General features: G+C 73.4%; 26 protein-coding genes and 1 pseudogene. 22 read left to right on the top strand and 5 right to left on the bottom strand.

Translation table 11 applies throughout. The annotated features are described in order from the left end of the window. Positions 1–7: 7 nt before the first annotated feature. The 21 genes from ABWI04_RS31220 (at position 8) to ABWI04_RS31120 (ending at position 19,029) form a co-directional block, all read left to right on the top strand. Complete coding sequence (locus tag ABWI04_RS31220) at positions 8–514, top strand: DUF892 family protein (RefSeq protein ID WP_353834671.1); 507 nt, start codon at positions 8–10, stop codon at positions 512–514. After that, entirely contained in the window at positions 511–1,107 is a 597-nt protein-coding gene (locus ABWI04_RS31215; protein WP_345173453.1) for a D-sedoheptulose-7-phosphate isomerase, read from the top strand. The genes ABWI04_RS31220 and ABWI04_RS31215 overlap by 4 nt, the downstream gene beginning before the upstream one ends. After that, on the top strand, positions 1,104–1,310 hold the full coding sequence (locus ABWI04_RS31210; RefSeq protein ID WP_345173455.1) for a HypC/HybG/HupF family hydrogenase formation chaperone: 207 nt from the start codon (positions 1,104–1,106) through the stop codon (positions 1,308–1,310). Before ABWI04_RS31215 ends, ABWI04_RS31210 begins: the two co-directional genes overlap by 4 nt. A 5-nt stretch (positions 1,311–1,315) precedes the next feature. Next, positions 1,316–1,954 (top strand): D-sedoheptulose-7-phosphate isomerase, encoded by a 639-nt coding sequence (locus ABWI04_RS31205; protein ID WP_345173618.1) that lies wholly within the window; start codon positions 1,316–1,318, stop codon positions 1,952–1,954. Beyond that, positions 1,954–2,223 carry a HypC/HybG/HupF family hydrogenase formation chaperone gene (locus ABWI04_RS31200; RefSeq protein WP_185032181.1) on the top strand — a complete coding sequence of 90 codons (270 nt, stop codon included), beginning with the start codon at positions 1,954–1,956 and terminating at the stop codon, positions 2,221–2,223. The genes ABWI04_RS31205 and ABWI04_RS31200 overlap by 1 nt, the downstream gene beginning before the upstream one ends. Then, positions 2,223–3,383 (top strand): hydrogenase formation protein HypD, encoded by a 1,161-nt coding sequence (gene hypD / locus ABWI04_RS31195; RefSeq protein WP_345173458.1) that lies wholly within the window; start codon positions 2,223–2,225, stop codon positions 3,381–3,383. The genes ABWI04_RS31200 and hypD overlap by 1 nt, the downstream gene beginning before the upstream one ends. Then, complete coding sequence (hypE, locus tag ABWI04_RS31190) at positions 3,380–4,447, top strand: hydrogenase expression/formation protein HypE (protein WP_345173460.1); 1,068 nt, start codon at positions 3,380–3,382, stop codon at positions 4,445–4,447. The genes hypD and hypE overlap by 4 nt, the downstream gene beginning before the upstream one ends. Positions 4,448–5,069: 622 nt before the next feature. Next, positions 5,070–6,095 (top strand): sulfotransferase family protein, encoded by a 1,026-nt coding sequence (locus tag ABWI04_RS31185; RefSeq protein ID WP_353834670.1) that lies wholly within the window; start codon positions 5,070–5,072, stop codon positions 6,093–6,095. A 437-nt stretch (positions 6,096–6,532) separates the two neighbouring features. Further along, positions 6,533–6,796: an acyl carrier protein gene (locus ABWI04_RS31180; protein WP_312879214.1), complete on the top strand. Its 264-nt coding sequence runs from the start codon at positions 6,533–6,535 to the stop codon at positions 6,794–6,796. A 50-nt stretch (positions 6,797–6,846) separates the two neighbouring features. Then, positions 6,847–7,440, top strand: a complete 594-nt coding sequence (locus tag ABWI04_RS31175) for an SGNH/GDSL hydrolase family protein (RefSeq protein ID WP_345173463.1) — start codon at positions 6,847–6,849, stop codon at positions 7,438–7,440. 34 nt (positions 7,441–7,474) lie between these two features. After that, complete coding sequence (locus ABWI04_RS31170) at positions 7,475–8,323, top strand: SGNH/GDSL hydrolase family protein (RefSeq protein ID WP_353834669.1); 849 nt, start codon at positions 7,475–7,477, stop codon at positions 8,321–8,323. A gap of 29 nt (positions 8,324–8,352) precedes the next feature. Continuing rightward, entirely contained in the window at positions 8,353–8,805 is a 453-nt protein-coding gene (locus ABWI04_RS31165) for a nuclear transport factor 2-like protein (protein WP_353834668.1), read from the top strand. 72 nt (positions 8,806–8,877) lie between these two features. Further along, positions 8,878–10,851 carry an acyl-CoA dehydrogenase family protein gene (locus ABWI04_RS31160; protein ID WP_353834667.1) on the top strand — a complete coding sequence of 658 codons (1,974 nt, stop codon included), beginning with the start codon at positions 8,878–8,880 and terminating at the stop codon, positions 10,849–10,851. Positions 10,852–10,855: 4 nt separating this feature from the next. Next, positions 10,856–12,733 (top strand): fatty acyl-AMP ligase, encoded by a 1,878-nt coding sequence (locus ABWI04_RS31155; protein WP_353834666.1) that lies wholly within the window; start codon positions 10,856–10,858, stop codon positions 12,731–12,733. 76 nt (positions 12,734–12,809) lie between these two features. After that, positions 12,810–13,391, top strand: coding sequence for a PadR family transcriptional regulator (locus ABWI04_RS31150; RefSeq protein ID WP_345173471.1), 582 nt, complete (start codon positions 12,810–12,812; stop codon positions 13,389–13,391). Between the two features lie 138 nt (positions 13,392–13,529). Next, positions 13,530–14,072: an ATP-binding protein gene (locus ABWI04_RS31145; protein ID WP_345173472.1), complete on the top strand. Its 543-nt coding sequence runs from the start codon at positions 13,530–13,532 to the stop codon at positions 14,070–14,072. A gap of 39 nt (positions 14,073–14,111) precedes the next feature. After that, positions 14,112–14,669 (top strand): hypothetical protein, encoded by a 558-nt coding sequence (locus ABWI04_RS31140; RefSeq protein WP_345173474.1) that lies wholly within the window; start codon positions 14,112–14,114, stop codon positions 14,667–14,669. Positions 14,670–14,751: 82 nt separating this feature from the next. Further along, positions 14,752–17,550: a sensor histidine kinase gene (locus ABWI04_RS31135; protein ID WP_353834665.1), complete on the top strand. Its 2,799-nt coding sequence runs from the start codon at positions 14,752–14,754 to the stop codon at positions 17,548–17,550. After that, on the top strand, positions 17,547–17,966 hold the full coding sequence (locus ABWI04_RS31130; RefSeq protein WP_185032209.1) for a roadblock/LC7 domain-containing protein: 420 nt from the start codon (positions 17,547–17,549) through the stop codon (positions 17,964–17,966). The genes ABWI04_RS31135 and ABWI04_RS31130 overlap by 4 nt, the downstream gene beginning before the upstream one ends. Positions 17,967–17,972: 6 nt before the next feature. Then, on the top strand, positions 17,973–18,416 hold the full coding sequence (locus ABWI04_RS31125; protein ID WP_345173477.1) for a DUF742 domain-containing protein: 444 nt from the start codon (positions 17,973–17,975) through the stop codon (positions 18,414–18,416). Further along, positions 18,397–19,029, top strand: a complete 633-nt coding sequence (locus ABWI04_RS31120) for a GTP-binding protein (protein ID WP_345173479.1) — start codon at positions 18,397–18,399, stop codon at positions 19,027–19,029. Before ABWI04_RS31125 ends, ABWI04_RS31120 begins: the two co-directional genes overlap by 20 nt. An 18-nt stretch (positions 19,030–19,047) precedes the next feature. Here the strand turns inward: ABWI04_RS31120 and ABWI04_RS31115 are convergent, their stop codons facing one another. Then, positions 19,048–19,575, bottom strand: coding sequence for a winged helix-turn-helix transcriptional regulator (locus tag ABWI04_RS31115; protein WP_353834664.1), 528 nt, complete (start codon positions 19,573–19,575; stop codon positions 19,048–19,050). 65 nt (positions 19,576–19,640) lie between these two features. Here ABWI04_RS31115 and ABWI04_RS31110 point away from each other — a divergent pair, with 65 nt between their 5' ends. Continuing rightward, entirely contained in the window at positions 19,641–21,077 is a 1,437-nt protein-coding gene (locus tag ABWI04_RS31110) for an MFS transporter (protein ID WP_345173482.1), read from the top strand. Positions 21,078–21,454: 377 nt separating this feature from the next. On the opposite strand, the gene ABWI04_RS31105 is transcribed toward ABWI04_RS31110, so the two are convergent. From ABWI04_RS31105 to ABWI04_RS31090, 4 genes and pseudogenes are all read right to left on the bottom strand, one after another. Then, the gene (locus ABWI04_RS31105) at positions 21,455–21,679 is read right to left on the bottom strand and encodes a helix-turn-helix domain-containing protein (protein ID WP_345173483.1); all 225 of its coding nucleotides are present in this window, start codon (positions 21,677–21,679) and stop codon (positions 21,455–21,457) included. After that, positions 21,679–22,284, bottom strand: a complete 606-nt coding sequence (locus ABWI04_RS31100; RefSeq protein ID WP_345173485.1) for a DUF2975 domain-containing protein — start codon at positions 22,282–22,284, stop codon at positions 21,679–21,681. The genes ABWI04_RS31105 and ABWI04_RS31100 overlap by 1 nt, the downstream gene beginning before the upstream one ends. Before the next feature lie 101 nt (positions 22,285–22,385). Then, positions 22,386–22,919 carry a hypothetical protein gene (locus tag ABWI04_RS31095; RefSeq protein WP_345173486.1) on the bottom strand — a complete coding sequence of 178 codons (534 nt, stop codon included), beginning with the start codon at positions 22,917–22,919 and terminating at the stop codon, positions 22,386–22,388. Continuing rightward, a pseudogene (locus ABWI04_RS31090) lies at positions 22,916–23,403 on the bottom strand (hypothetical protein); the annotation flags it as partial. The pseudogene ABWI04_RS31090 and the gene ABWI04_RS31095, both read right to left, overlap by 4 nt.

Genomic DNA, 23,403 nt, shown 5'->3' with positions numbered 1-23,403 from the left:
GACGCTCATGACGACGATCGAGCGGCGGCTCGTCGGCCACCTGAAGGACGCGCACGCGCTCCAGGAGCACGCCGAGGCCGCGCTCAGCGAGATGCTGACCGCGGCGGCGGACGAGCCGGAACTGTGCCGGCCGCGCGGCCACAAAGCCGAGCGGGCGCGGGCGTACACCAGGGCGATCGAGGCGCGGCTGCACGCGCACGGGGCCTCGCCGAGCGTCGCGCGCGACGCCGGGACGCTGCTCGCGTCGGTGCTGGAGGGCGGCATCGGCCACGGCCACCGCGACCCGGTCAAGCACATGCGGGACGCCTACGTCGCCGTCCACCTGCAGATCGCGGCGGGCGAGACGCTGCGGCGGCTCGCCGACCGCGCCGGGGACCCCGCGACGGCGGGGATCGCGGCGGCGATGTGCGAGGACGCCCACGCGATCTCGCACGAGCTGTCGGACCGCTGGGACCTCGCGGTGGACATGTCGCCGCGCGCCCGGCAGGCCCCGCCCGCGGGGGACGGCCGGTGACCGCCGCCGTGGCGGAGGTGTTCGAGCGGCGCGCGGAGCCGGGCGCGGCGCTCGCCGAGGAGGCGGGCGCCATCGCCGCCGCCTGCCACGCGATGGCGGCCCGGTTCCACCGCGGGGGGCGCCTGCTCACCTTCGGGACCGGCGCCGCCGCCACCGACGCGCAGCACGTGGCGGTCGAGTTCGTGCACCCGGTGATCGTCGGCAAGCGGGCGCTGCCCGCGCTGTCGCTCACCGGGGACGTCGCGACGCTCACCGGCGTCTGCGCCGGGGCGGGCTTCGACGACGCGTTCGCCCACCAGGTCCGCTGCTTCGGCGGCCCGGACGACATCGCGTTCGGGATCTCGCCGGACGGCCGCTGCGGCAGCGTGCTGCGCGCCATGGAGTGCGCGCGGGACCGCGGCATGCTGACGGTCGCGCTGGCGGGCGGGGACGGGGGAGCGCTCGCCGGCGCGGTCGACCACCTGGTCACCGTGCCGTCCGGCGACCCGCGCGTCGTGAAGGAGGTGCACGTCACCGCCTACCACGTGCTGTGGGAGCTGGTGCACGTGTTCCTGGAGCAGCCGGGCGTGCTCGGCCGGGAGGTGACGGCGTGACCGAATGCGCGGGCGACCACTGCGTGACCTGCGCGGACGAGGCCGTCCCGGTCGTCGTCGCGCGGCTCCTCGCCGACGGCCTCGCGGACGTGGACGTCGGCGGCGGCCGGATCGAACGGGTCAGCGTGGCGCTGGTGGACGCCGATGTCGGCGACACCGTGCTCGTCCACGCCAAGGAGGCGATCGGGGTCGTGACGACGTGACCGAGATGCTCTATCCCTTCCTGTACGCGGGCGGCTCGGGGCTGGACACCCTGCTGGAGGACGTGCGCCGCTCGACGCGCGAGAAGACCGACGAGATCGTCCGGCTGCGCGAGGCCGTCCTGGAGCAGTACGCCGAGGACCTCGCGGCCTGCGCCGCGCGGATGGCGGGCGCGTTCCGCTCCGGCGGCCGGCTCTTCACGTTCGGCAACGGAGGCAGCTCGACGGACGCTCAGGACGTCGCCTCGCTGTTCCTCAATCCGGGCGGGTCCGCGCGGCCGCTGCCGGCGCTGGCGCTGACGACCGACGTCGCCGTGGTCACCGCGCTGTCCAACGATGTCGGGTTCGAGGTGGTGTTCGCGCGGCAGCTCGCCGCGTTCGGGCGTCCGGGCGACATCGCGCTGGCGCTGTCCACCAGCGGGAACTCCGACAACCTGATCGCCGCGCTGCGGGAGGCGGCGCGGCGCGGGATGACGGTGGTCGGGCTCGCCGGATACACCGGGGGGCAGATGGCGGAGACGCCCGGCCTGCACCACCTGTTCACCGTCCCGTCGTCGTCGGTGCACCGCGTCCAGGAGGCGCAGACGACGATCTACCACGCGCTCTGGGAACTGACGCAGCTCGAACTGGCGGGGGAGGCCTTCTGATGTGCCTGGCGATACCGGGCGAGATCGTGGAGATCATGCCGGACCGCCCGGTGGCGACGGTGGACGTGACCGGCGTCCGGCGGGCGGTGAACACCGCCCTGCTCGACGGGGAGCGGCTCGCCGCCGGCGACTGGGTGCTGATCCATGTCGGATTCGCCATGTCCAAGATCGACGAGGACGAGGCGAGGGCGACGCTGGCGCTGCTGGAGGGCCTCGGCGAGGCCTACGACGACGAGATCGACGCGCTGCGGGAATCGAGGATCGACTGATGCGCTTCGTCGACGAGTACCGGGACGCGGAGCGGGCGAGGGTCCTCGCGGCCTCGATCGCCTCGCTGTGCGAGCCCGGGCGGCACTACAAGTTCATGGAGGTGTGCGGCGGCCACACGCACACCATCTACAAGCACGGCCTGGAGGACTACCTGCCGGAGAGCATCTCGCTGGTCCACGGTCCGGGCTGCCCGGTGTGCGTGATCCCGATGGGGCGGGTGGACGACGCGATCCACATCGCGTCGCAGCCGGACGTCATCATGGCGTCGTTCGGGGACATGATGCGGGTGCCGGGCGGCCGGGGGTCGTTCCTGGACGCCAAGGCCGCCGGCGCGGACATCCGCATGGTGTACTCGCCGCTGGACGCGCTGAGGATCGCCGAGCGGAACCCGTCGCGGCGCGTGGTGTTCATGGGGATCGGGTTCGAGACGACCGCGCCGTCCACCGCCATGACGGTGCTGCGGGCGGCCGCGGCGGGGGTCGGGAACTTCTCGGTGTTCTGCAACCACGTGACGATCCTTCCGGCGATCAAGGCCATCCTCGACTCGCCGGACCTGCGCCTGGACGGCTTCCTCGGCCCGGGCCACGTGTCGACGGTGATCGGCTGCGGGCCCTACTCGTTCATCACCGGCGACTACGGGAAACCGCTGGTCGTCGCCGGGTTCGAGCCGCTGGACATCCTGCAGTCGGTGCACATGCTGCTGGCCCAGCTCGCCGAGGGCCGCTCGGAGGTCGAGAACCAGTACGGGCGGGTCGTCCCGTGGGACGGCAACCCCCGGGCGCTGGAGGCGATCTCCAGGGTCATGGAGCCGCGGCCGTACTTCGAGTGGCGCGGCCTCGGCTTCATCTCGCACTCCGCGCTCCGGATGAAGGAGGAGTACGCCGCCTTCGACGCCGAGCGCGTCTTCGAGATCCCCGGCGGGCGGGTCGCCGATCCGAAGGCGTGCCAGTGCGGCGAGGTGCTCAAGGGCGTCCTGAAACCGTGGGAGTGCAAGGTCTTCGGGACGGCCTGCACCCCGGAGACGCCGATCGGGACGTGCATGGTCTCGTCCGAGGGCGCCTGCGCCGCGTACTACAACTTCGGCCGCTTCACCCGCGAGCGGATCGGCAAGGCGGGCCGGGCGGGGGAGCCCGGCGGGGTCAGGGAGGCCGTGCGATGACCGTCCGCGAGGAGCAGGTCCTGGAACGCATCGAGCGCGCGCGGGGCCGCAGGGCGCGGCTCCGCGAGGACACGATCACGCTCGCGCACGGCTCCGGCGGCAAGGCCACCCACACGCTGGTCGAGGCGGTGTTCCGGGAGGCGTTCGCCAACCCGCTCCTGGACCGCATGGACGACTCGGCGCTCTTCAGGGTGAACGGCGCCGACCTCGCCTTCACCACGGACTGCCATGTCGTGTCGCCGCTGTTCTTCCCCGGCGGCGACATCGGCGACCTGGCCGTCAACGGGACGGTCAACGACCTCGCCGTCTGCGGCGCGAGGCCGCTGCACCTGTCGGCGGGGTTCATCCTCGAAGAGGGCTTCCCCGTCGCCGACCTGCGCCGCGTCACCGAGTCGATGCGGCGCGCGGCGGACGCGGCGGGCGTCGACATCGTCACCGGCGACACCAAGGTCGTGGAGCGCGGCAAGGCCGACGGCTGCTTCGTCACCACGGCGGGCGTCGGGGTCGTGCGGTCCCGGCTCGCGGGGGAGGTCCGCCCCGGGGACGTCGTGCTGGTGACGGGGCCGATCGGCGAGCACGGTGTCACGATCATGCTGGCGCGCGGCGAGCTGGAGCTGGAGGCCGACGTCGTCTCGGACACCGCGCCGCTGACCTGCCTGCTCGCGGACCTGGCCGACGCCTGCCCGGGGGGCCTGCGCCGGATGCGGGACGCGACCCGGGGCGGGGTCGCGACCGTCCTCAACGAGCTGGCGTCGGACGCCGGGACGGCCGTGGTGGTGGAGGAGGACGCGATCCCCGTCCGGCCCGCCGTCCGGGGCGCCTGCGAGCTGCTCGGGATCGACCCGATGTACGTCGCGTGCGAGGGCCGCGCCGTGGTCGTGGTCGCCCCCGAGTGCGAGCGGGACGCGCTGGCGGCGCTGCGGGCCCACCCGCTGGGCGAGGAGGCCGCCGTCATCGGCCGCGTGACCGACGACCCGTCCGGGCTCGTGCTGCTGAGGACGGCCTTCGGCGGCACCCGCATCGTCGACCTCCTGGTCGGGGACCCGCTGCCGCGCATCTGCTGACGCGCGGCGCTCCCGGCCGGCGACCAGCGGGCCGGGACCGCGTTCCGCGACGGCGGAGACGGGATCACGGCGGCGACCGCCAGGAACGGCCGGCCGTGATCGCCGCGACCCCGGCCGTCCCCGAAGGACCCTTGGACCGTCTCGGGCCGCGACCGCTTTTCCGGCGGTCCTGGACGCCCCATCGCGACGCCGGAAACGTCGGCGGCGGAAAATGGCGGAGCGCGGGCGGACACGGGGCGTGAGCCACTCGGGAAGTGTCCGCACGCCGGCCATCGCATATCTCGCCGCTCAATGCGCGCCCACGGAATCCGCACATCGGGCATTACTCGGGAAGGGCAGGGGCGACCGGCGACGGTGACGCGGACGGCGTCCGCCCGGCGACACCGGCCGCCGCCGCATAGGCCCTTCTTCCACCACTTCGGACGCATCCGGCGGGCGGGTGAACGAGGAGGAACAGGGCGCCGTGCGGGGCCGGCACGCCTCCGGCGCCGGGGCGGGGAAGGCCGGCCCGGGCGGGCGCGAGGGGCCGACGGGGAACGTGAGACTCCTGCGACCTGCGGTTTTCAGGATCTGTTGAGGTTCGTTTGAGCTTCTTCGCGAGGGGTGCGGGTACTCGCGGGCCATGACAGGGGAGTCATGCCGACCCATCTTCGTGCTCGGGTGCCCGCGCTCGGGGACCACGCTGCTCCAGCAGATGCTGCACTCGCACCGGCGCATCGCGTTCCCCTCCGAGACACGGTTCGTGCATGTCTCCTACGACATCCGGCACCGGTTCGGGGACCTGGAACGGGCGGAGAACCGGCGCGCGCTGGCCGAATGGATCACCGGCGGGGAGGGCACCAAGTTCCGGGTGCTGCGGCTGGACGCCGCCGCCGTGGTCGAGGAGATCGTGCAGGGGCCGCCGACGCTCGGGTCGGCGATCGCCGCCGTGTTCCGCGCGTACGCGCGCCAGCACGGGAAACCGCGCTGGGGGGACAAGCGGCCGAGCTATTTCCGCCGGGTGCCGATGCTGCGGCGGATGTTCCCCGACGCCCAGTTCATCCACCTCGTCCGGGACGGCCGCGACGCGGTGAGCTCCCTGGTGCGGATGCCGTGGTTCGACGGCGACATCCACACGGCCGCGCTGACGTGGCGGGAGGCGGTCGACATGGGCGCGCGCCTCCGGACCCGGCTCGGGCCGGAGACGTTCTACGAGTTCCGCTACGAGGACCTGGTCGCCGACCCCGAGGACGCCCTGACGAGGCTGTGCGCGTTCCTCGGCGAGGAGTACGACCCCGCCATGACGACGGCGTACCGGCACGCGCGGAGGACGGTGCCGACGACGCGCAAGTGGCATCTGGGCACGCACGAGGCCGTCAACGGCCGCCAGGTGGGCGCCTGGCGCCACCGGCTGGAGGCCTGCGACGCGGACCTCGTCCAGCACGTGCTCGCGTCCCGGCTGCGGATCCACGGCTACGCGATCACGGAGGGGACGCGTCCGGCGGCGGCGCCGCTCGTCAGATTCCACCGCCTCGCGGTGTACCGCTGGCGGGCGCGGCAGACGCAGACCCTCCGCGAGCGGCTCGCGGAGCGGCGCGAGCCCAACCCCGTGGTCTCGCGGCTGAACGGTCCGGTAAGCGTGTCCTGGCAGACTGAGGGCGGGGACTGAAGGGACAGGTGGCCCTTGCCTTCAGGTAAGGCACTCTCGGCCATGCCGCACGGGACCGGGTCGAAGGGTTGTCCGAAACTCTCCCGGAACATGCCCGGTTCGCGGCCGTCGCCGGGGCGCGCCCGGGCCGGCCCGGTGGGGGAACGGCGCAGGTGGCGTGCCGCCGGAAGTCGCGCGGGGGAGGACGTATCGGTGGGGCGCGCGGGGACGGCGTGCCGCGCCCGCGGGCGTTGGGCCCTTATCGGAAGTGGTTACTGGTAAGTAACTTATCGCCGTTTTTACCGTACCACTGACTCGGTTTACAGGACGGAGACACCTCCGTGTCCGATCGTTCACATGCGGATCGAGACACGCCAACCATTTGGCTGTATCTTGCGTGTTGCTCGTCTTCCGTTACCAATCGCGATTGTTTCGATGATCCTCTGACATAAGGAGGAGTGGCGGTGTCCCGATCGGAAATAATTTCCCACGACGAGCTGCAATCGTGGCTTCTTGACAAGATCGCCTTCTACCTCGACAGGCCTGTGGAAAACATCGATCCCGGGGTCGAACTCGCCCGTTACGGGGTCGACTCGGTGTACGCGATCAGCATCATCAGCGACATCGAGGACCACCTGCAGGTGGAGGTCGACGTGGCCGAGGCGCGGCGCCGGGAGACCGTGGCCGACCTCACCGACTACCTGCTCGACCTCGTCGCGTGATGGCCGGCCGGCCCCCCGAGGTGGGCGGCGCCGGCGCCGCCGGGTCCGCCATGGTGGTGCTCGGCGACAGCGTGGCCGAGGGCCAGGACGATCCGGATCCGGCCGGCGGGTGGCTCGGCTGGGCCGGACGACTGGCCCTTCACCTGGGGATCCCCCGCGAGGAGATGCTCAACGCCTCCGACCCGGGCGCGACGGTCGAGGACGTGGTCCGCGACCAGCTGCCCGCCGTGCGCGGGCTGGCGCCGCGGCTGGTGGTGCTCGGCTGCGGCATGAACGACGCGCTGCGCGGCTTCGAGCGGGAGGCCGCGGCGCGCCGGCTGGCGGAGCTGTTCGGCTGGGCCCGCGGGCGCGGCGCGGTCGTCCTCGCCATCCCGGTGCCGCGGCCGCCGCTGCTGGACATCACCCCGATCTCGCAGTTCCGCAAGAAACGCACGGTCCAGCGAATTCACGACTTCAACGCCGAACTCGACCGGGTGTCGCGCGAGTTCGGAATGGTGTTCCCGGAACGGGAGACGGTGGCGACGGTCGCCGATCCCGCGATGTGGAGCGCCGACGGAATCCATCTGAATCCGGATGGGCACGCCTATGTCGCGAAAGTGATGGCGCAGATTGCGGCAAGCCTGCTCGGCGAGCGGGTGAAATGAGTTCCGGGGGTCGATCCGGCAGTCTGGGAGACTGATGAAAAGAGCACATTCCGTCGCCCGCGCACTCCGTTCGCCGATGCTGCCGTTCCTCGCTCCCGTACTGGTGGTGCAGGCATGGCGGACGGTGCGGCGGACACCGCGGCTGGACCCGGCGACCGGGGACGAGCAGGGCTTCGTCGCCGGCGCCGACCCCGGGCGGGGCCCCGCCTTCCGGGTCATGGTGATCGGCGAGTCCACCGCGGTGGGCGTCGGCGCGTCCCGGCACGCCGAGGCGCTGCCCGGCTTCCTGGCGCAGGAGCTGGGCGAGCGGCTCCGGCGCAGCGTGGCCTGGTCGGTCTCCGGCCGGAACGGCGCGACGGCCCGGAGCATCATCGGCGGGCTCGTCCCGCCCGCGAACGGCTCCGCGCCGAACCTGGTCGTCGTCACCACGGGCATCAACGACCTGCTCAGGCGGCGTCCCCTGCGCCGGTGGGCGGCCGACGTCACCGAGCTCGTCGCCCTCGTGCGCGGCCGGTTCCCGGAGGCGACCGTGCTCGTCGCCGGGATGCCGCCGGTGCACCGGTTCCCCGCCCTGCCGCGGCCGCTGCGCTCGGTCCTCGGCGCGCGGGCGCGCGCCATGGACCGGATCACCCGGGACGCGGCCGCGGCGGGCGGCGCCGTCCACGCTCCCATGGACGAGGCGATGGCCCGCGACCGGCGGCTCTTCGCGGCCGACGGCTTCCACCCGTCGGCGGCGGGCTACCGCGTCTGGGCGCGCGACCTCGCCCGCGCCGCCGTCGCCGCCGCTCCCGCCCCCGGACCCGCCGCTCCCGCCGACGAACCCGGCGACCCGCCCCAGGACACGCCCCCCGCCGGAGCCGTCCCGCCGAGGACGGCCGACTGACGACACGGCAAGCGAAAGGGAGCAGCCGGATGACGGTTCCCGGAACGTTCCGATCAGCGGTGGAGGCCAAGGACCTCGCCGCGATCACCGATGCGCTGGACCCCGGCATCGAGTTCCGCAGCCCGGTGATGGTGAAGCCCTACCTGGGGCGCGACGCCGTCGCCTCCCTGCTCGGCGTCCTGCTGGAGGTCTTCGAGGACTTCCACTACACCGACGAGCTGGTGGGCGTCCCCTCGGGCGGGACGAACGGCGCGGGCCCGCCCGCGCAGGCCCTGGTCTTCAGCGCCAGGGTGCTGGGCAAGGACCTCCAGGGGCTGGACCTGCTCAGGTTCGGCGAGACCGGGCTGGTCACGAGCCTGACCGTCATGGTCCGCCCGCTGCCCGCGGCGATGACGCTCGCCCGGGTGGTCGGCAGGCGCATGGAGGATCCGACCGGCGCCGACGACGCGGGGGGCCCGTCCGGCGACACCGCGCAGCCATAGGGAGCCGACCCGCACAGGAGTCGCGGCCCGCGAACCCGAAGGCGCGACCCACACAAGGGAGTCGAAGGAAAAATGGATAGCAAGGTCCCCGCACACCCCGTGCACCCTGCCCGCCCCGCTCACTCCGCCACCGGGGCCCACGCCGAGAACTCCGTCCACCCCGCGCGTTCCGTCCACCCGGGCCATTCCGAGAACCCCTCGTCCGAGAACCCCGCGGCGGCGACCCCCGGGTCCGAGAGCCCCGCGCCCGAGCGGCCCGCCTCGGGGGGCTCCGCGCCCGGACGGCCCCCGGGCGAGCGGCTGGCGCCGGCGCACCGGATCGCCGCCGACCTGGACGGCTACCTCGGCGACCCGATGGACGACGAGGCCGGGCCGTTCTCCTACAAGGCGATCGTGGAGGCGGAGGAGCGCGACGAGCTCCCCCCGGGCGCGGTGGACGCCGTCCGGGCGTGGGGCTTCCCGAAGTACCTGGTGCCGAGCGGGCTGGGCGGGCGCCTGACGACGCTGGAGGAGCTGTTCTTCGTCACCCGCGGCATCTCGCGCCGCAGCGTCACCGTCGCGGTCATGTACGGGTCCGGGTTGCTGGCGGTCAACCCGGTGTGGCTGTGGGGCGACGCGTGGCAGCGCAGGACGGTGGCGGACGGGGTGCTGCGCGGGGACCTGGCCTGCTTCGGCGTCTCGGAGGCCGACCACGGCAGCGACGTGATGGCGTCGGAGTCGGAGGCCGACATCCAGGGCGACGAGCTGGTGCTGACCGGGGTGAAGTGGCCGGTCGGCAACGCCACCCGCGGGCGGTTCGTCACCACCTATGCGAAGACCGGTCCGCGCGACTTCTCCCTCATCCTGGTCGACAAGCGGGAACTCGACCCGGCGGCGTGGTCGACGCTGCCTCCCGTCCGGACGGTGGGGCTGCGCGGCCACGACCTGTCCGGCGTCGCGTTCTCCGGGGCGCGGCTGCCCGCCGAGCGGGTGATCGGGCGGCGCGGCTCCGGGCTCGTCCAGACGCTGAAGACCCTGCAGATCACCCGGACCGCGATCGCGGCGCTGTCGGTCGGGACGATGGACGCGGTGGTGCGCATCGGGATGGAGTACGCGCGCCAGCGCACCCTGTACGGATCGGACATCTACCGGATCCCGGTGATCCGCGACCATCTGGTCAAGGCGCACCTGGACCTGCTGATCGCCGAGTGCGTGGCGATCCCGGTGGCGCGCTGCCTGACGGTCGCGCCCGGCCGGCTCAGCCTGTGGTCCTCGATCGTGAAGTACTTCGTGCCCGTCCTCGGCGAGGAGGTCGTGGCCAGCATCGGGACCGTGCTCGCCGCGCGCGGCTACCTGCGCGAGGGCGTGGCGCACGGGGTGTTCCAGAAGCTGCAGCGCGACCACGCGATCGCGAGCATCTTCGAGGGCACCACGCACGTGAACCTCGCCAACGTCGCGGGCCAGCTGCCCTTCCTGATCGACCCGCCGGCGGAGACGGGCCGCGAGGACGAGCTGCTCGCCGACCTGTTCGGCTGGACGCGGACGCCGCCCGCCTGGGACCCCGACGGCCGCCAGCTCCAGCTCACCAACGAGGGGCGCGACGAGATCGGCCAGCGGTTCGAGGAGATCTCCGAGGAGGTGCTGGCGGCGGCGAACGCGCACGCCGCGCCCGGCGTCGCGGCCGAGCTGAAGGACCTGCTGTCGGCCATCGGCGCCCTGCGCGCCAGGATCGAGGAGGGCATCCGCGCGAACGAGGGCGACACCTCCTCCGTCGCGGCGCTGACGCGGGCCAGGCGGTACTGCGAGCTGCACGCGATGACGTCGTGCATGCTCACCTGGCTCCACAACCGGGAGGTGTTCGGCGGGGCGTTCGAGGACGGCCAGTGGCTCGTCCTGTGCCTGCAGCGGCTGCTCCAGCGGGCGCAGCCCGACACCGTCCTGTCCGAGGACTTCCTCCCGCCGCTGGAGGACGCGATGTTCCGCGGCGAGGGCGACCGGCGCTGGTTCTCCCTGCTGTCCCTGTCCTCGCTCCCGCTCTCCCGGCTCCTCTCGCCCGAGGACGGCTGACACCATGGCCGGGCCACCGGAGACGACGAGAGATTTCGTGTCGCACGTCCGGGAGAACATCCGGACGCACGGCGACGCCCGCTCCTTCACCTTCATCAGCGAGGAGCCGGGGCGCCGGTACAGGGAGAACGTGCTCGGCTTTGCCGACCTGGACCGCAAGGCCCGCGCGCTCGGCTGCCGCCTGGAGGCGCGCGGCCTACGGGACCGGGCGGTCCTGCTCCTCTATCCGGAGGGGCTGGAGTTCCTGGCGGCCTTCCTCGGCTGCCTGTACGCGCGCGTCATCGCGGTCCCGGCCCCGCTCCCGGACCTGGACGCGGGGCGCTTCGGCCGCACCCGCCGGATCATCGAGGACGCCGACGTCGCGCTGATCCTCACCGACACCGCCCACCGCGACACCCTCGACGCGTGGCTGTCGGCCGCCGGGCTGAAGGGGCGCGTGCACTGCCTGGACACCCAGGCGGGCAAGGACACCGACGCCGGCGACTGGACCCCTCAGCGGTCCGGCCCGGACACGGTCGCCTTCCTCCAGTACACCTCCGGGTCGACCAGCGAGCCCAAGGGCGTCATGGTCACCCACGGCAACCTGCTGGCCAACGGCGAGGAGATCAAGCGCCGCATCGAGGGGACGGACGCCACCGTCGGCGTCGGCTGGGTGCCGCACTACCACGACATGGGCCTGGTCGGTCAGTTCCTCCAGCCGCTCTACCTCGGCTGCCGGTACGTGTTCACCTCGCCGATCACGTTCATCAAGCGGCCCGTGCTGTGGCTGGAGCTGATCACCCGGTACCGGGGGACGATCACCGTGGCGCCCAACTTCGGGTACGAGCTGGCGCTGCGCCGCGTCACCGACCGGCAGATGGAGGGCCTCGACCTGTCGTCGCTGACCGTCGTGAAGAACGGCGCGGAGCCCGTCCGGGCCGCGACGCTGGAGGCGGTGGCCGAGCGGTTCGCCCCGGTCGGGTTCCGGCCCTCGATGTGGATGCCGTGTTACGGGATGGCCGAGACGACCCTGCTCATCACCGGCGCGCCCCTGGGCGGCGGCCCGGTCGTCCGCGACTTTGACGCCGGGGCCCTCGCGCGGAACGAGGCCGTCCCCGCGGACGAGCCGGGCCTTCCCGGCGAGGGTTCCGCCCGCGGCGGCGCCAGGCGGCTCGTCAGCAGCGGCCGTCCCGTCACCCTGGACGTCCGCGTCGTCGACCCCGACACCCGCGCCGAGCGGCCGGACCGGCGCGTGGGGGAGATCTGGGTGCGCGGGGGCAGCGTCGCCCGCGGCTACTGGGGGAGCCCCGAGCAGACCGAGGCGACCTTCCGCGCCCGCACGTCCACCGGCGAGGGCCCCTTCCTGCGGACGGGCGATCTCGGCTTCACCGCCGACGGCGAGCTCTACGTCACCGGGCGGATCAAGGACCTGATCATCGTCAACGGCCGCAACATCCACGCGCACGACATCGAAGAGGTAGCCCGCGCATCCCATCCGGCCGCCCTGCTCGGCGCCGCCTTCGCGATCGACCCCGCCCTCGACGCCGACCTCGGCCCGGCCCCGCCGGGCGGCCGGCCCGGCGGGGGCGCGGCGGTCGACGCGAGCCGGGAGCAGGTCGTCGTTGTCCAGGAGATCAGCACCCGCGCGGCCGCCGGGACGCCCCTGGAGGAGGTGGCCTCCGCCGTCAGGACGCGGGTGGCCCGCACGTTCGAGCTGCCCGCCGTCAGCGTCGTGCTGGCCGCGCGGGGCTCGGTCAGGCGGACGACCAGCGGGAAGATGCAGCGCCGGCTGACCCGCGAGGCGTTCCTGACCGGGAAGATCACCGAACTCGCGGCCGACCTCGAACCGGGCGTCGCCGGCCTCCGCGAGGCGCCCGCACCGATCGACGCTGACCAATCCTAGTCAACATGATGACTAATCATGTCGTTGTCTGCTAACGTCGGGCATCACCCTGAGTCAAGGCGGGGAGAGAAGGCCGATGGCGCTACGTCACGCTGTGCTGGCGGCGCTGCTCGACGGCGAGTACAGCGGTTACCAGCTGGCAAAGATCTTCGATTTGTCGGTCTCCAACTTCTGGCACGCCGTACCGCAGCAGCTCTACTCGGAGCTGTCGAGGTTGGAGACGGAAGGTCTGATCAGCGGGCGGCAGATCATCCAGCACGATCGACCCAACAAGCGCGTGTACACCGTCACCCAGGCGGGCGTCGACGAGCTCGAACGGTTCGCCGTGACCCCCGCCAAGCCAGGGATCATCCGCGAGAACCTGCTCGTCATGGTGCAGGCCGTGGACCACATCTGCGCCGACTCCGTCATCGCGCAGCTGGAGGACCGGGCGGTGGCCTCGGCGGCCAAGGTCGAGGTCTTCGAACGCACCCTCAAGCACCTGCGCGGCGACCAGGACGAGGAGTCCTTCCTGCGCACCGGGTCCCCTCTCGGCCCCTACCTCACGTGCCTGCGCGGACGCCGCTTCGAGCAGGAGAACTACGCGTGGTTCACCAGCACCGCCCGGCTGCTGCGAGCCCGGGCGGGCACCCGGTCCGAGGGGAGCGGCCCGCCATGAGGCGGCCGCGTCCCTCGCACGCCGTGCCACCGTCTGCCCGGACAGCGGCGGCACCGGCACAACCCCCCCACGCCCACCTCAGCCTCGCACCCCGGCAGGGCTGGAATCGGGCGGCACGCCTTAGTCAAGGAGGCGTTCATGATGTCGGGCGACCACCACACCATCGAACTCCCTAGCACCCCACTCCCGAGCCACCTGACCACCACCGCGTCGCCGGTCGCGCCGCCGAACGGCGCCGCGCCGAACGGGCTGCGGGGCCTGGACGAGCCGCCGGCGGTCCTGCTCGGCGAGCTGACGCTGCCCGCCGAGCGGGAGTCCGTGCCCGCGGCGCGGCGCTTCAGCAGGTCCGTCAGCACCGCGTCCGGCATCGGGCACATCGCCGACGACGCCGAGGTCCTGGTGTCCGAACTCGTCACCAACGCCGTCCGGCACGCGCCGGACGCCGGGGGCGCGCTGTGCCTGCGGCTGCTGCGCGCCGGCGCCCGGCTCCGCATCGAGGTGCACGACCAGAGCGCCGCCGTCCCGACGGCGCGGCCGGTCGACCTCATGGAGGAGACGGGGCGCGGCTGGTTCCTCGTCGCGGTGATGGCCGACGGGCACGGCACCGACCACACCGCCTCCGGCAAGGCGGTCTGGTGCGAGGTGCGCGCCTGGCCGCGGGACGAGCACCCCGGCCACTGAGCCTCTCCCGCGCACCCCGGTACGGCGATGGGAGATGCCATGCCTGCTGACGCCATGCCCGCCGACAAGTGGCCCGCCGACAGGTGGCCCGCCGAACAGCGGCCCTCCGACCAGCCGCCCCTCGGGCAACCGGCCGCCGACCAGCGGCCCTCCGACGGGGGGCCGGTCGACCGAAGGCCCGCCGACCCGGGGCCCGGCGACCACCGGCCCGCGGGGGAGCCCGCCGGCCGGCGGCCCGCCGATCCCCGCCGTCCCCCCGACTACTACCGGGAGGACGGGCGGCGCGCCACGGCCGAGGAGGCCCAGCGGCTGCTGCTCGACGTGCGGGGACGCCTGCTCGCGCAGGACGTCATCCGCGTCGGCGCCGTCGTCGTGGTCGTCTCGACCTGGTTCACCGTGATCGACCTCGGCATCGCGGCGAACGGAAGGCCGCTGCTGTGGCAGACGATCGTGTCCGACCACGCGATGCACGCCGACATCGGCCAGTACACCGCGCGGGACAAGGCCCTGCGCGGGCACGCCCAGGCCGTCGCGATGATCACCAGTCGGCTGCGCGGCCTGGTCGCCCGCGCGGCCCTGGACGAGGCCCGCCCCTGACCCCGCACCCCTGACACACGGGCCGCCCCGGCGCGCACACGCCGGCGGCGCGGCCCGGCCCCGGCTAGAGGTAGTGATCTCGATGTCCCGCACGACACCCCGCGACGACGCGTCCGGCAGAAGGCCCCGGCGCCGGCGTCCCATCCGGCTGCGGATCACGGCGCTGCTGCTGGTCCCGCTGGTGTCCCTCATCACCCTGTGGGCGTTCGCCGCGAACATCACGCTCGGCGACGCGTTCGACAAGTACGACTTCTCCACGACGTACGAGAAGGTGGGCCTTCCCGGCATCTACCTGGTGAACCAGCTCCAGGCGGAGCGTTCGCTCAGCGTCGTCGCGCTCAGCACGCGCGACCCCGCGGACCGGCAGAAGCTGGGCGGGCAGCGCGCCCGGGTGAGCGCCGTGGACAAGGCGTTCCGCTCGACCGCGCTGTCGCCCGAGGCGAGGGACGCGGCCGAGCCGGCGACCAAGCGGCGGCTCGCCGACGCGGTCAGGGCGCTGGACCGGCTGCCGCAACTGCGCGCCCGGGTCGACTCGGGCCGGGTCCAGCCGCTGGAGGTCATCAACTCCTACAGCGTCCTGCTCGACCAGGTCATCAAGGTCTTCGACGGCCTGGTGACCGTCAACGACGTCGCCATCTTCACCCAGGGCCGGGCGCTGATCGGCATCGGCAACGCCCGCGCCTACATGCTGCGGGAGGACTCGCTCGTCACCGCGGCGATGGCGCGCAACGGGCGGCTCACCTCCGCCGAGCACACCGCGTTCGTCCAGTGGGCCGCGGAGGGGCGGCGCGAGTTCGAGGCCGGGCTCGCCGACCTCAACGAGCGGATCCGCGGGCCGCTCGCCAGGCTCGCGGCGTCCCCGGAGTTCCAGCGGTACCGGGCGGCCGAGGACGCGATCGTCAACGCGCGCGGCGACCGGCTGCCGCCCGAGGCCGCGGACTGGCAGGCCACCACGCAGCTGCTGTCCCAGGCGTGGGCGCAGAAGGTCACCGAGGCGAGCCTCGCGCTCAACGAGATGGCCAAGCCGATCGGTGAGCGGATCATCATGCGGCTCGTCCTGGCGGGCGGGTTCGGACTGCTCGCGGTGGTCGCCTCGATCGTGCTGTCGCTGCTGGCCGCGCGCAGCCTGTCGCGGGAGCTGCGCGGGCTGCAGCGCGCCGCGCTCAAGCTCGCCGAGGACCGGCTGCCCGGCGTCGTCGCCCGGCTGCGGCGCGGCGAGGAGGTGGACGTGGACGCCGAGGCGCCGCCGCTGGTCATCGGCAGGTCCCGGGAGGTCGCGCGCGTCGGCGACGCCTTCACCAAGGTGCAGCACACCGCGATCGAGACCGCCGTGCGGGAGTCCTACCTGCGGCAGGGCATCAGCCGCGTGTTCCTCAACGTCGCGTGGCGCAGCCAGTCGCTGCTGCACCGCCAGCTGCGGATGCTGGACGAGATGGAGCGCGACGCCTCCGACCCGAAGGTGCTGGAGGACCTGTTCCGCCTCGACCACCTCACCACCCGCATGCGCCGCCACGCCGAGGGCCTGGTCATCCTGTCCGGGACGTCACCGGGACGGGGCTGGAGCCGGCCGGTGCACGTCGAGGACGTGCTGCGCGCCGCGGTCGCCGAGGTCGAGGACTACACGCGGGTCGAGATCGTCGTGGTGTCCGGGCAGGCCGCGGTGATCGGCGAGGCCGTCGCCGACATCATCCACCTGCTCGCCGAGCTGATCGAGAACGCCACGGTGTTCTCGCCCGCGCCCACCGAGGTGCTCGTCCGCGGCGAGATGGGCGCCAACGGGTTCGCCGTCGACATCATCGACCGCGGCATCGGGCTCGACCAGTCCGAACTGGACGCGCTGAACCTGAGGCTGGCGCGGCCGCCCGAGTTCGACCTGGCCGTCACCGACCGGCTCGGACTGTTCGTCGTCGGCCGGCTCGCCGGCCGGCACGGCATCAAGGTCGCGCTGCAGCCGTCCCTGTACGGGGGCGTCAGCGCCGTCGTGCTGATCCCGCGCCAGCTGATCGTGGACGCCGACCAGCCCGAGGACGATGACGGCGCCGTCCAGGCGGGCCCCGTCCAGCAGCGGGGCGCGGCGGCGGCGAACGGGTCGATGCGCGCATGGCCCACGCCTCCGGCGCCGTCGTCCACCGCGACGCTCAACGCGCCGGTGTACGACATCGCCCCCGCCGAGGACGCGGCGTCGACCGACACGGCGCCCAACAGGGCAGTGCCCGGAAGTGCGGTGCCCGAAAGCGCAGTGCCCGGAAGTGCGGTGCCCGGCCACCCGGTGCCCAACGGCAGGGCGCCCCACGCCCCGGGGCCGGCCGGTGAAGCGGTGCCGCCAGAGACGCCGGTGTCCTTCCCGCAGTGGAAGAGCGAGGAGAAGCCGGACCAGAACGTGGCGGTGGGGTTCGACGACGGTGACCAGACCCCGACGTCGTTCGGGACCCCACCGCCGCACGGTCCGCCGCCGACCGACGCCACGCGTCCGTTCCAGGCCGCGGGTCCCCGCCCCGCCTACGGCGGCGGTTCCTACCGCGGAGGCGCCGGCCGGTACGCGGCGCCCGCGTCGTTCGGCGAGACCTCGTTCGGGGGAACCCCGTTCGGGGACGCGGGGACGGCCGGCGGCGGGCGCGCCCCACTGCCGCGCCGGGTGCGCGGCGGGAGCCTGGCGCCCCAGCTGCGCGACGCCGGCGCCTACGAAGACACCGGCTCCTACGAGGAGACCGGCCCGTACGGAGAAGAGCCCGCCACCGGCGACGCCATCGCCGCCTGGGAGGAACGGTCGGCGGAGGCGTCCCGGGACCTGTTCGCGTCGCTGCAGGCGGGCTGGCTGCGCGGCCGGGACGAGGACGAGGCGCCCGAAGGACCCGCGGACGGCATGGAAGGAAGATCATGACCTATCAGGGAGCGGCCGCCGAGCTGAACTTCCTCCTCGACGACCTGGTCGACCGGGTCCCGCAGATCCGGAAGGTGGTCGTGCTGTCCCGGGACGGGCTCGTCATGGGCATGTCGCGGGGCGTCGGGCGCGAGGACTCCGAGTACCTGGCGGCCCTCGCCGCCGGGTTCCACAGCCTCGCCGTCGGGGCGCGCCCGCAACTGGACTCCGGCGAGATCCGGCAGACGCTCGTCGAGATGGACAAGGGCCTGTTCTTCGTCGTCCCGGCCGGGGCCAACAGCTGCCTAGCGCTGCTCAGCGAGGTCGGAGCCAACGCCGGCCTCGTCGCCTACGAGATGACGATGCTGGTCAAGCGGGTCGGCAGGCAGCTGTCCACCGGACTCAGGCAGGGCGCGCCCGGGCCCGGACACCGGTGACCCGCCATGGACCCCAGTGACGGGCCCGGCGCTCCCCGGGGTCCCGGCAGGGAACGGTGGCTCGACGCCGCCGCCGGGCCGATCGTCCGTCCCTACGCGGTGACGCGCGGCCGCACCCGGCCGAGCGGCGAGCCGCTCGACATCGTGGCGATCCTCGTCGCGACCGGGCGGCCGCCGCCCGAGCCCGGCCGGCTCTCGCGCCAGCAGCGCAGGCTGCTGGCGCTGTGCCGGCGCCCGCACGCCCTCGCCGACCTCGCCTCGGACCTGAACCTGCCCTTCGGCGTGATCCGGGTGCTGGCCGGCGACCTGCTCGACTCCGGCCTCCTGGAAGTCCAGCGATGGTCCCCGGCGCCGTCGCCGTCCGGGCCGTTCGGCCCGGTGACCGCGCTCCAGCCGCACAACGACCCGAACCTGCTCAGGAGGGTGCTCGATGAACTCCGCGCGCTCTGACGCCCCGCCCCCCGCCACCGCGGAACCGGACGAGCCCGACGACCGGGCGGACGGTCCGCGCGTCGCGCTGAAGATCCTCGTCGCCGGAGGGTTCGGCGTCGGGAAGACGACCCTGGTCGGCGCCGTCAGCGAGATCCGCCCGCTGCGCACCGAGGAGGCGCTGACCGACGTGAGCGTCGGCGTCGACGACCTCGACGGCGTGGCCGCCAAGACCACCACGACCGTGGCGATGGACTTCGGCCGCATCACGCTGCGCGACGGCGTCGCCATCTACCTGTTCGGGACGCCCGGCCAGGAGCGGTTCTGGTTCATGTGGAACGAGCTGTCGCGCGGCGCGCTCGGCGCGGTCGTGCTCGCCGACACGCGGCGGCTCATGGCGAGCTTCGCCTCGATCGACTACTTCGAGCGCAAGGGCACGCCGTTCGTCGTCGCCGTCAACTGCTTCGACGACGCCGACCGCTACGAGGCGCCCGAGATCCGGACGGCCCTGGACATCGACCCCCACGTGCCCGTCCTGCTGTGCGACGCGCGCCGGACGGGGTCGGCGAAGGAGGTGCTCGTCTCGCTGGTCGAGCACGCGCTGCGGCTCGCGGGCGGCACCCGGCACGCGTGACCGCCGCGCGGCCGCGCGTCACCCCCCGGATCCGCCGGGCTCGCCCCCGCCGTTCCCCTGGTCCTCGTCCGCCGCGCTCGGCGGCCCCATGACGATCTCGTCCACCGCGACGTCGTGGCCGTCCGCGCACCTGACCTGCGCCGTCACGCGCTCGCCGCAGCGGGCGTGCGTCAGCATGACCTGGCGGCCCTCCTCGTGGGGAAGGTAGGTCTCGCCCCACTCCATGAGGCTGACGAGGGTCGGCGCGAGGTCCAGGCCCATCTTCGTCAGGTGGTACTCGTACCGCGTGCGCTGCCCCGGCTCCTGGTAGGGCTCCCTGGTGAGCAGGCCGGCGTCGACGAGGTGGCGCAGCCGCGCGGTGACGGCCGACTCGGTCATGCCGAGGTTGCGCACGAAGTCGCCGAATCGGTTCGTCCCGAAGAAGGCCTCGCTGAGCACCAGCACCGCCGACGGCGGGCCGAGCGCGGCGAGCGTCCTCGCGACCGGGCAGTTCTGCATCGACCAGGCGTCGCGGTCGGCGAAGTGCCCTTCCAGTGAGATTGTCACCCTTCCACTATAAACCTGCTGACTTTGCTTGACCAAAGTCAGGGGGCTCGCTAGCCTCCCTGACTATGGTGGAACAAAGTCAGGTGCGCGGCGCGGGCCGGGTCCGCAGGGGACCGGTGCTCGCGGTGCTCTCCGTCGCCTCCTTCATGGCGGGCCTCGACCTGTTCATCGTCAACGTGGCGTTCACCGACATCGGCCGCGACTTCGCCGGGGAGTCGATGGCCGACCTGTCATGGGTGCTCAACGGATACGCGATCGTGTTCGCCGCCCTGCTGGTGCCGCTCGGCCGGCTCGCCGACCGCTACGGCCGCAAGGCCGGCCTCCTGCTCGGCCTGACCGTCTTCACCCTCGCCTCCCAGGCCTGCGCCGCCGCCCCGTCGCTGTGGTGGCTCGTCGCCTTCCGCGTCGTGCAGGCCGCGGGCGCCGCGGCGCTCATCCCCACCAGCCTCGGGCTGCTGCTGTCGGCGTTCCCGGCGGAGCGGCGCGGCGGCGCGGTGCGGATCTGGTCGGCGGCCTCGGCGATCGCCGCCGCGGCCGGGCCGGCGGTCGGCGGCGTCCTCGTGGACGCCTCCTGGCGCTGGGTGTTCGAGGTCAACGTCCCCATCGGGATCGCGGCGGTGCTGCTCGCCGCCCGGCTCGTCCCCGACTCGCGCGAAGGCGTGACGGCCCGCGTCCCCGACCTGCTCGGGACCGCCGTCGCGACCGCCGCGATCGCGCTGCTGGCGCTCGGCGTCGTGAAGATCAACGACTGGCCGGGGGAGCGGACGGTCCTCGTGGCCGCCGCCGCGCTGCTCGGCCTCGCCTGGTTCTGGCTGCGCTCCCTGCGCCACCCCGCGCCGGTGATCGAGCCCGCGCTGCTGGCCGTCCGCACGTTCCTCTGGTCCAACGCCGCGGTCCTGCTGTTCACCGTCGCGTTCGCCGCCAACCTGCTGCTCGGCGTGCTGTGGATGCAGCAGGTCTGGCACTACTCGCCGATCCGCACCGGGCTCGCCGTCGCGCCCGGCCCCCTGATGGTCCCCGTGATGGCGCTCGTCGCCGGACGCCTCTCCGCGCGCGTCCCGGTCGGGCTGATCACCGCGGTCGGGTGCACGCTGTGCGCGTTCGGCGTCGTCCTGATCGCGATGAGCCTGGGCCCGGCGCCGGCCTACGCCGCCGAGATGCTGCCGGGCTGGCTCGTCGGCGGGACGGGGGTCGGGCTCGCCCTGCCCACCATCCTGTCCGCCGCCGCCGTCGAGCTGCCGCCCCACCGCTACGCGACGGGCAGCGCCGTGGTGAACATGAGCCGGCAGATCGGCGCGGTGCTCGGCGTGAGCCTCGCCGTCGCCGTCCTCGGCACCCCCCACGGCTACCCGGACGCCCACACCGCCTACGTCCACGCCTGGCTGATGGTCGGCGCGTTCATGGCGATCGCAGCGATCGCCGCCCTTGGCATGACCCCGCGCCGGCTCCGGCCGTCCCGTCCCGTCCCCGAGCCAGAAACGGAAGTGATCGCCCGCGCCTGACACCCCTCCTTGACACGGGAAACGGGCGAAGCCTTGACCCGGACCGCGAGGCCCGGTTCGTCCGTACCCCGCACAGCAGGCACCTCATCCGGAGAGGTGCCTGCTGTATTTATTGTGTTTTTTGGGCGGTCGGCGCCTTGGGGGCGCCGACCGCCCAAAAAACACGTGCGATTGCTGCATCGCCTCGGTTCGCCTGGCGGCTCACTCGGCGATCAGGTTCTCGCAGGCTCGAACCTGGCTTCGCTCGCAATCGCGACGGTTTGGCTTGTTGGTGGTTGCTGTAGTGGTTGCTGTCGTTGCGTTCGACGGTTGCTGGCCCTGTGTCCGACGGTTGCGGTCCTTGGGTCGACTGTTGCGCTTTGCGGGTCTCTGGGCTTTCAGTCCTTGGTGTAGGACAGGATGTCGCCGGGCTGGCAGTCGAGCTCGCGGCAGAGGGCGCTTAGGGTGGTGAACCGGATCGCCTTGGCGCGGCCGTTCTTCAGGATGGACAGGTTCACGGGGGTCACGCCCACGCGTTCGGCCAGCTCGACCAGGGTGATGCCGCGGTCGGCGAGGATCTTGTCCAGGTGGACGGTGATCTGGTGGGGGTCCTCGGGCGGCATCAGACCAGGCCCTCGGTGTCGGCGCGCAGGCGGGCGCCGTGCCCGAACGCCCCGGCCAGCGCGGCGATCAGGATGGCCAGCAGGACGGTGGAGGCCCGCACCGTGAAGCCGATCTCGACCGCGTCCTCGATCGGGGTGCCGCTGACCAGCGCGTTCGTCGTGAGCATGTCGACGGCGGGGGCGGCCGTGCCGAGCAGCAGGACGGCGGTGGAGATCGCGAAGAGCCGCCGGACGTTCGCCGGGACGAAGACGTCGCCGGTGCGGAACGTCGCGGCCATCCGCATCAGGATCGACAGGATCGCGATGATCAGCGCGGCGCGGAGGACCTCGGGGGCGGCGAGCAGCACCCGGTCCCCGAGGCCGGGGTCGCCGACCGCCAGCTCGGCGTGGCGGGTGCCGCGCAGGACCGTTCCGCCGGCCGCGAGGTCCGGCACCCGCGCGGTGGAGCGCAGGTCGACGTCGCGGGTGTCGATCGGCGGGAAGGGCCCGGTCACGCCGAGGATCGGGAAGAGGGCCTGGAAGAGTCCGACCAGCAGCAGGCCGAGCCCGATGAGCAGTTCCAGGAAACGGCTGTCGATCTTCGTCCAGCGCGCGGCCAGTGTCATGTCTCAACTCTCCTTGGGGAGCGTATCGTTTTTCGATAATAACGATAAACGATATGCCTTCGTCAAGCCCCTGTCCGTCCGGGCGGTCGCCGGGTGAGCGGTCAGGGGTGCGCGCCGTCGAGGATCACGCGGAGCTGCTCGGCGCGGCCGCCGGTGATGGTGCCCTCCCGGGCGCGGGTGGCGATCTTGTGCCGCAGGGCGGCGACGTCCGCGCGGCCGCGCCGCCCGTGGTGGAGCATTCGCTCGATCACGTTGCCGAGGTCGAGGCCGACGTCGTCGCGGACGTCCCCCGCGGCCACGCCCTCGTCCACGGCGTGCCGCAACCTCATGAGGACCTCGTCGACGCCCGGTTCCGTCGGCGGCGGCTGAGGGGGAGCGGGCGGGGGCGAGGGCGTCCGCGGACCTGACTCCGCGGGCGGGGACGGTGCGGGCGGGGACGCCGCCTGGAGCGGGAGCAGCCGTCCGGCGGAGTCGTCGCGGGCGGAGAGGGTGTCGCCGATCCCGAGGACGAGCACGGTCGCCGCCGCGATCGTGGCGGCGACGCCGGCCAGCGCGAGCCAGGGGAAGCGGGCGGCGGGCGGCGTCCGGGGGAGGTCCTCGCGCCGCCACGCCGCGGCGTCCCGCCGCCCCGTCATGCCCGGACGGTCGCGAGGACGCGGTTCAGCTCGTCGGCGAGGCCGGGGGACAGGCCGCGCTCCCTCCGCCGGGTGGCGATCTTGTCGTGGAGTTCGGCGATCCGGCCGCCGACGTCGACGTCGCGGTCGGCGGTGAGGTCGTTCTCCAGGTTCGTGATGACGTTGTCGAGGTCGATCGCGACGTCGGAGCGGATCTCTCCGGCGGCGTAGCCGCGGCTGACGATGGGGCGCAGCCGGCCCAGCGCGTCGGTGACGCGGGAGGCGGTCGGCGGCGGCGTCCGGGGCGCCGGGGCGGCGCTCGTCCGTGCCGGGGCCGGAACGGCGGCCGGTGAGCGCGGCGCTGACAGCAGGACCGCCGCGGCGGCCGTGACCGGGATCGCCGCGACCAGGGCGAGCGCGGCGAGGCGGGCGTGCCCGCGACGGGCCGTCGCGGGCGGAGGCGGCGGAGGGGGCAGGGCACCGGCCCGGTGGCCGGGCGTGCCCG

The sequence above is a fragment of the Actinomadura sp. NPDC000929 genome (assembly GCF_040492065.1).
Lineage (GTDB): Bacteria > Actinomycetota > Actinomycetes > Streptosporangiales > Streptosporangiaceae > Spirillospora > Spirillospora verrucosospora.
The sequence above is the reverse complement of the archived record's forward strand: the minus strand, read 5'-3'. Positions and strand labels throughout refer to the sequence as shown.

Excerpts from the sequence above, each read along its gene's own strand:
- ABWI04_RS31220 (WP_353834671.1), top strand. The coding sequence starts at position 8 with ATGACGACGATCGAGCGGCGGCTCGTCGGCCACCTGAAGGACGCGCAC.
- ABWI04_RS31205 (WP_345173618.1), top strand. The coding sequence starts at position 1,316 with ATGCTCTATCCCTTCCTGTACGCGGGCGGCTCGGGGCTGGACACCCTG.
- ABWI04_RS31200 (WP_185032181.1), top strand. The coding sequence starts at position 1,954 with ATGTGCCTGGCGATACCGGGCGAGATCGTGGAGATCATGCCGGACCGC.
- hypD (WP_345173458.1), top strand. The coding sequence starts at position 2,223 with ATGCGCTTCGTCGACGAGTACCGGGACGCGGAGCGGGCGAGGGTCCTC.
- hypE (WP_345173460.1), top strand. The coding sequence starts at position 3,380 with ATGACCGTCCGCGAGGAGCAGGTCCTGGAACGCATCGAGCGCGCGCGG.
- ABWI04_RS31185 (WP_353834670.1), top strand. The coding sequence starts at position 5,070 with ATGACAGGGGAGTCATGCCGACCCATCTTCGTGCTCGGGTGCCCGCGC.
- ABWI04_RS31175 (WP_345173463.1), top strand. The coding sequence starts at position 6,847 with ATGGTGGTGCTCGGCGACAGCGTGGCCGAGGGCCAGGACGATCCGGAT.
- ABWI04_RS31170 (WP_353834669.1), top strand. The coding sequence starts at position 7,475 with ATGAAAAGAGCACATTCCGTCGCCCGCGCACTCCGTTCGCCGATGCTG.
- ABWI04_RS31165 (WP_353834668.1), top strand. The coding sequence starts at position 8,353 with ATGACGGTTCCCGGAACGTTCCGATCAGCGGTGGAGGCCAAGGACCTC.
- ABWI04_RS31160 (WP_353834667.1), top strand. The coding sequence starts at position 8,878 with ATGGATAGCAAGGTCCCCGCACACCCCGTGCACCCTGCCCGCCCCGCT.
- ABWI04_RS31155 (WP_353834666.1), top strand. The coding sequence starts at position 10,856 with ATGGCCGGGCCACCGGAGACGACGAGAGATTTCGTGTCGCACGTCCGG.
- ABWI04_RS31150 (WP_345173471.1), top strand. The coding sequence starts at position 12,810 with ATGGCGCTACGTCACGCTGTGCTGGCGGCGCTGCTCGACGGCGAGTAC.
- ABWI04_RS31145 (WP_345173472.1), top strand. The coding sequence starts at position 13,530 with ATGATGTCGGGCGACCACCACACCATCGAACTCCCTAGCACCCCACTC.
- ABWI04_RS31140 (WP_345173474.1), top strand. The coding sequence starts at position 14,112 with ATGCCTGCTGACGCCATGCCCGCCGACAAGTGGCCCGCCGACAGGTGG.
- ABWI04_RS31135 (WP_353834665.1), top strand. The coding sequence starts at position 14,752 with ATGTCCCGCACGACACCCCGCGACGACGCGTCCGGCAGAAGGCCCCGG.
- ABWI04_RS31130 (WP_185032209.1), top strand. The coding sequence starts at position 17,547 with ATGACCTATCAGGGAGCGGCCGCCGAGCTGAACTTCCTCCTCGACGAC.
- ABWI04_RS31125 (WP_345173477.1), top strand. The coding sequence starts at position 17,973 with ATGGACCCCAGTGACGGGCCCGGCGCTCCCCGGGGTCCCGGCAGGGAA.
- ABWI04_RS31120 (WP_345173479.1), top strand. The coding sequence starts at position 18,397 with ATGAACTCCGCGCGCTCTGACGCCCCGCCCCCCGCCACCGCGGAACCG.
- ABWI04_RS31110 (WP_345173482.1), top strand. The coding sequence starts at position 19,641 with ATGGTGGAACAAAGTCAGGTGCGCGGCGCGGGCCGGGTCCGCAGGGGA.
- ABWI04_RS31105 (WP_345173483.1), bottom strand. The coding sequence starts at position 21,679 with ATGCCGCCCGAGGACCCCCACCAGATCACCGTCCACCTGGACAAGATC.
- ABWI04_RS31100 (WP_345173485.1), bottom strand. The coding sequence starts at position 22,284 with ATGACACTGGCCGCGCGCTGGACGAAGATCGACAGCCGTTTCCTGGAA.
- ABWI04_RS31095 (WP_345173486.1), bottom strand. The coding sequence starts at position 22,919 with ATGACGGGGCGGCGGGACGCCGCGGCGTGGCGGCGCGAGGACCTCCCC.